Below are 2,705 nucleotides of genomic sequence, written 5' to 3' on the forward strand. Positions count from 1 at the left end.
GGACTCCCAGGTGCAAGAGTCGAAAGCAAGACGATAGCGAACGGTAATACACCGGTGTGGTCGAACCAACTGCGGAACGTGTCATGCCGACGCAGGTACGCGTTGACGGCGTGATTCATGGCAGAAATATCACACTGGCCGCGTACTTCACAGGTAGCGATGATTTGCCGCGAAAAGTCCAGCCCCGCGGCTGTCCGTTCGTGATAATTACGAAGATGTTGGCCCTGCATGTAGCTGACCGGCACAGAACTGGCCCGCGCTTGCCGGACCTTTTCGGCAGCCGCGGTCGTCGGGTGCCAGCAGATGACCGAGCCTGGGGTCGGCGTCCAATCACCGAGTGAGCCGATCGTAATGTTCCCGATACGCAATATTTTCTCCTCAGTCTGGACGGCTGCAGCTCGGCCCCGCTGCTAGCGACACCAAGATAACCCTCTCGGCAATCACCGGCGCCGACATGCGCGGATACGCCTGCAACGGCTCATCGGCGCGACGGGCGTGGTGGTGCTGGAACGGCCCGGCGTCGGACGCAGGCCGGCCGCCAAGCCCGTCGATACTTGCGCGATGCGCCGCCGCGAAGCACCAATACTTGGCATACTGGCCTCGGAGGTGATTCGGCTGCGGCAACCGGTGCGGCATGTGTACATTCGCCACCACGGTCGCTGGAGGCAGTACACCGGGGGGAGTTCGGCCAAGTCTGGTCCGGGGTGTGTGCAGTGAGCGGCCCAGGACGTGGTTCGGAGCAACCACGGCCCGAGGGCCGCGAGGGCCCGCGGGCATCGAATCTTCGGGTCGAAACGGGGAGGACAACCGCATGACATCCGTCGAAGACCCGATGCAGGGGGCGTTGGGTTCTGCGGGCTTCGCGATCGTCGGCTACGCGGCGCGTTTTCCGGGTGCCGCGGACGCGGACGAATTCTGGCAGGTGCTGCGGGAAGGCCGGGACGCGATATCGGAGGTGCCCCAGGACCGGTGGGATGTCGAGGAATTCTTCGACCCGGATCCCGAGGCGCCCGGGAAGATTGTGACCCGCCGGGCAGGTTTCGTCGATGACGTAACGGGGTTCGACGCGCCGTTTTTCGGTATGTCGGCGCGCGAGGTCAGGTCGATGGACCCGCAGCATCGGCTGTTGCTGGAGACGGCGTGGCGGGCGGTGGAGCATTCGGGCACCGCGCCAACGGCTTTGGCGAACACCAACACCGGTGTGTTCATCGGCTTGTCCACCCACGACTACCTGGGAATGGCATCCGACGAGCTGACTTACGCCGAGATCGAACCCTACATGGCAATCGGGACGTCGTCTGCCGCGGCAGCGGGCCGGATCAGCTATCGGTTGGGGCTGCAGGGCCCGGCGGTCGCCGTCGACACGGCGTGCAGCTCGTCGTTGGTGGCAATCCATCAGGCGTGCCAGGCGCTGCGCTTCGGGGAATGTGACGTCGCGCTGGCCGGCGGCGCGAACGTCCTGCTCACCCCGGCGACCATGATCACCTTTTCCCACGCGCACATGCTGGCTCCGGACGGCCGGTGCAAGACCTTCGATGCGGCCGCGGATGGCTACGTGCGCGGCGAGGGCTGCGGTGTCATTGTCGTGAAACGCCTCGAGGACGCGATCCGCGACGGTGACCGGATTCGGGCCGTGATCCGGGGCAGCGCGGTCAACCAGGATGGCGCATCGGGTGGTTTGACGGTGCCGAACGGCATTGCCCAGCAACGGGTTATCGCCAAGGCGCTGGAGCGCGCAGGCATCGCACCCGACGACGTCGGATACCTGGAGGCACATGGGACCGGGACATCACTGGGTGATCCGATCGAGGCCGAGGCCGCAGGTGCGGTGCTCGGCGCTGGGCGCGAGGCGGGCCGACCGCTGTTGATCGGATCGGTGAAGACGAATATCGGGCATCTGGAGGCAGCCGCGGGGATCGCGGGCGTGATCAAGGTCATCCTGTCGCTCGAGCACGAGGTATTGCCGAAGCACCTGCACTTTCGCAATCCGTCGCCGCACATTCCCTGGGACGAGCTTGCGGTGCAGGTTGTCAAGGAGGCCACCGCCTGGGAACGTAACGGTCGGCCCCGCGTCGCGGGAGTCAGCTCGTTCGGGTTCGCCGGGACCAACGCGCACGTCATCCTCGAGGAAGCGCCTGATGAAGTCGGTCAGGTCGCTGTGGCACCCGGTCCGGCCGACCAGCCCGGGGACCGACGGTTCAGCGTACTTCCGCTATCGGCGCGCACGCCCGCCGCACTGGTTCAGATCGCCGATCAATACCGCAGCTGGTTGAGCGCGCACCCGGAGGCCACCCTGGCGGACGTGTGCTTGACCGCCGGGGTGGGGCGAGCACATTTCGAGCACCGGGCCGCGCTGGTGGTCAATTCGACGGAATCGGCGCGTGAGTTGCTCGGTGCGCTTGCGGACGACCGCCCGGCACCTGGTCTGGTGCGCGGAGTATCCGATCGCACGCCGAAGACGGCTTGGTTGTTCACCGGTCAAGGCAGCCAGTATGCCGGCATGGCCCGGGAGCTGTTCGACACCCAGCCGGTGTTCGCCGAGACACTGACCCGCTGCGCGGCAGTGGTCGCTGACGTTCTCGAAAAACCATTGCTGGAAGTTATTTTCGATGCGGATGGCCCAGACAACGAAGAGACGCTGCGGCAGACCTCCTACGCCCAGCCCGCCTTGTTCGCGGTGGAGATGGGCCTGGCCCGCCTCTGGC

The 2,705-nt window shown here is 65.8% G+C and carries 1 protein-coding gene and 1 pseudogene; one reads left to right on the plus strand and one right to left on the minus strand.

Translation table 11 applies throughout. The features are described from left to right. Window positions 1–368: pseudogene (locus ACLP4W_RS30405) on the minus strand (hypothetical protein); the annotation flags it as partial. Window positions 369–811: 443 nt separating this feature from the next. Here ACLP4W_RS30405 and ACLP4W_RS30410 point away from each other — a divergent pair. Then, on the plus strand, window positions 812–2,705 hold a 1,894-nt coding region (locus ACLP4W_RS30410; RefSeq protein WP_442391353.1), incomplete at its 3' end, for a type I polyketide synthase.

This window comes from Mycobacterium sp., assembly GCF_052145595.1.
GTDB lineage: Bacteria > Actinomycetota > Actinomycetes > Mycobacteriales > Mycobacteriaceae > Mycobacterium.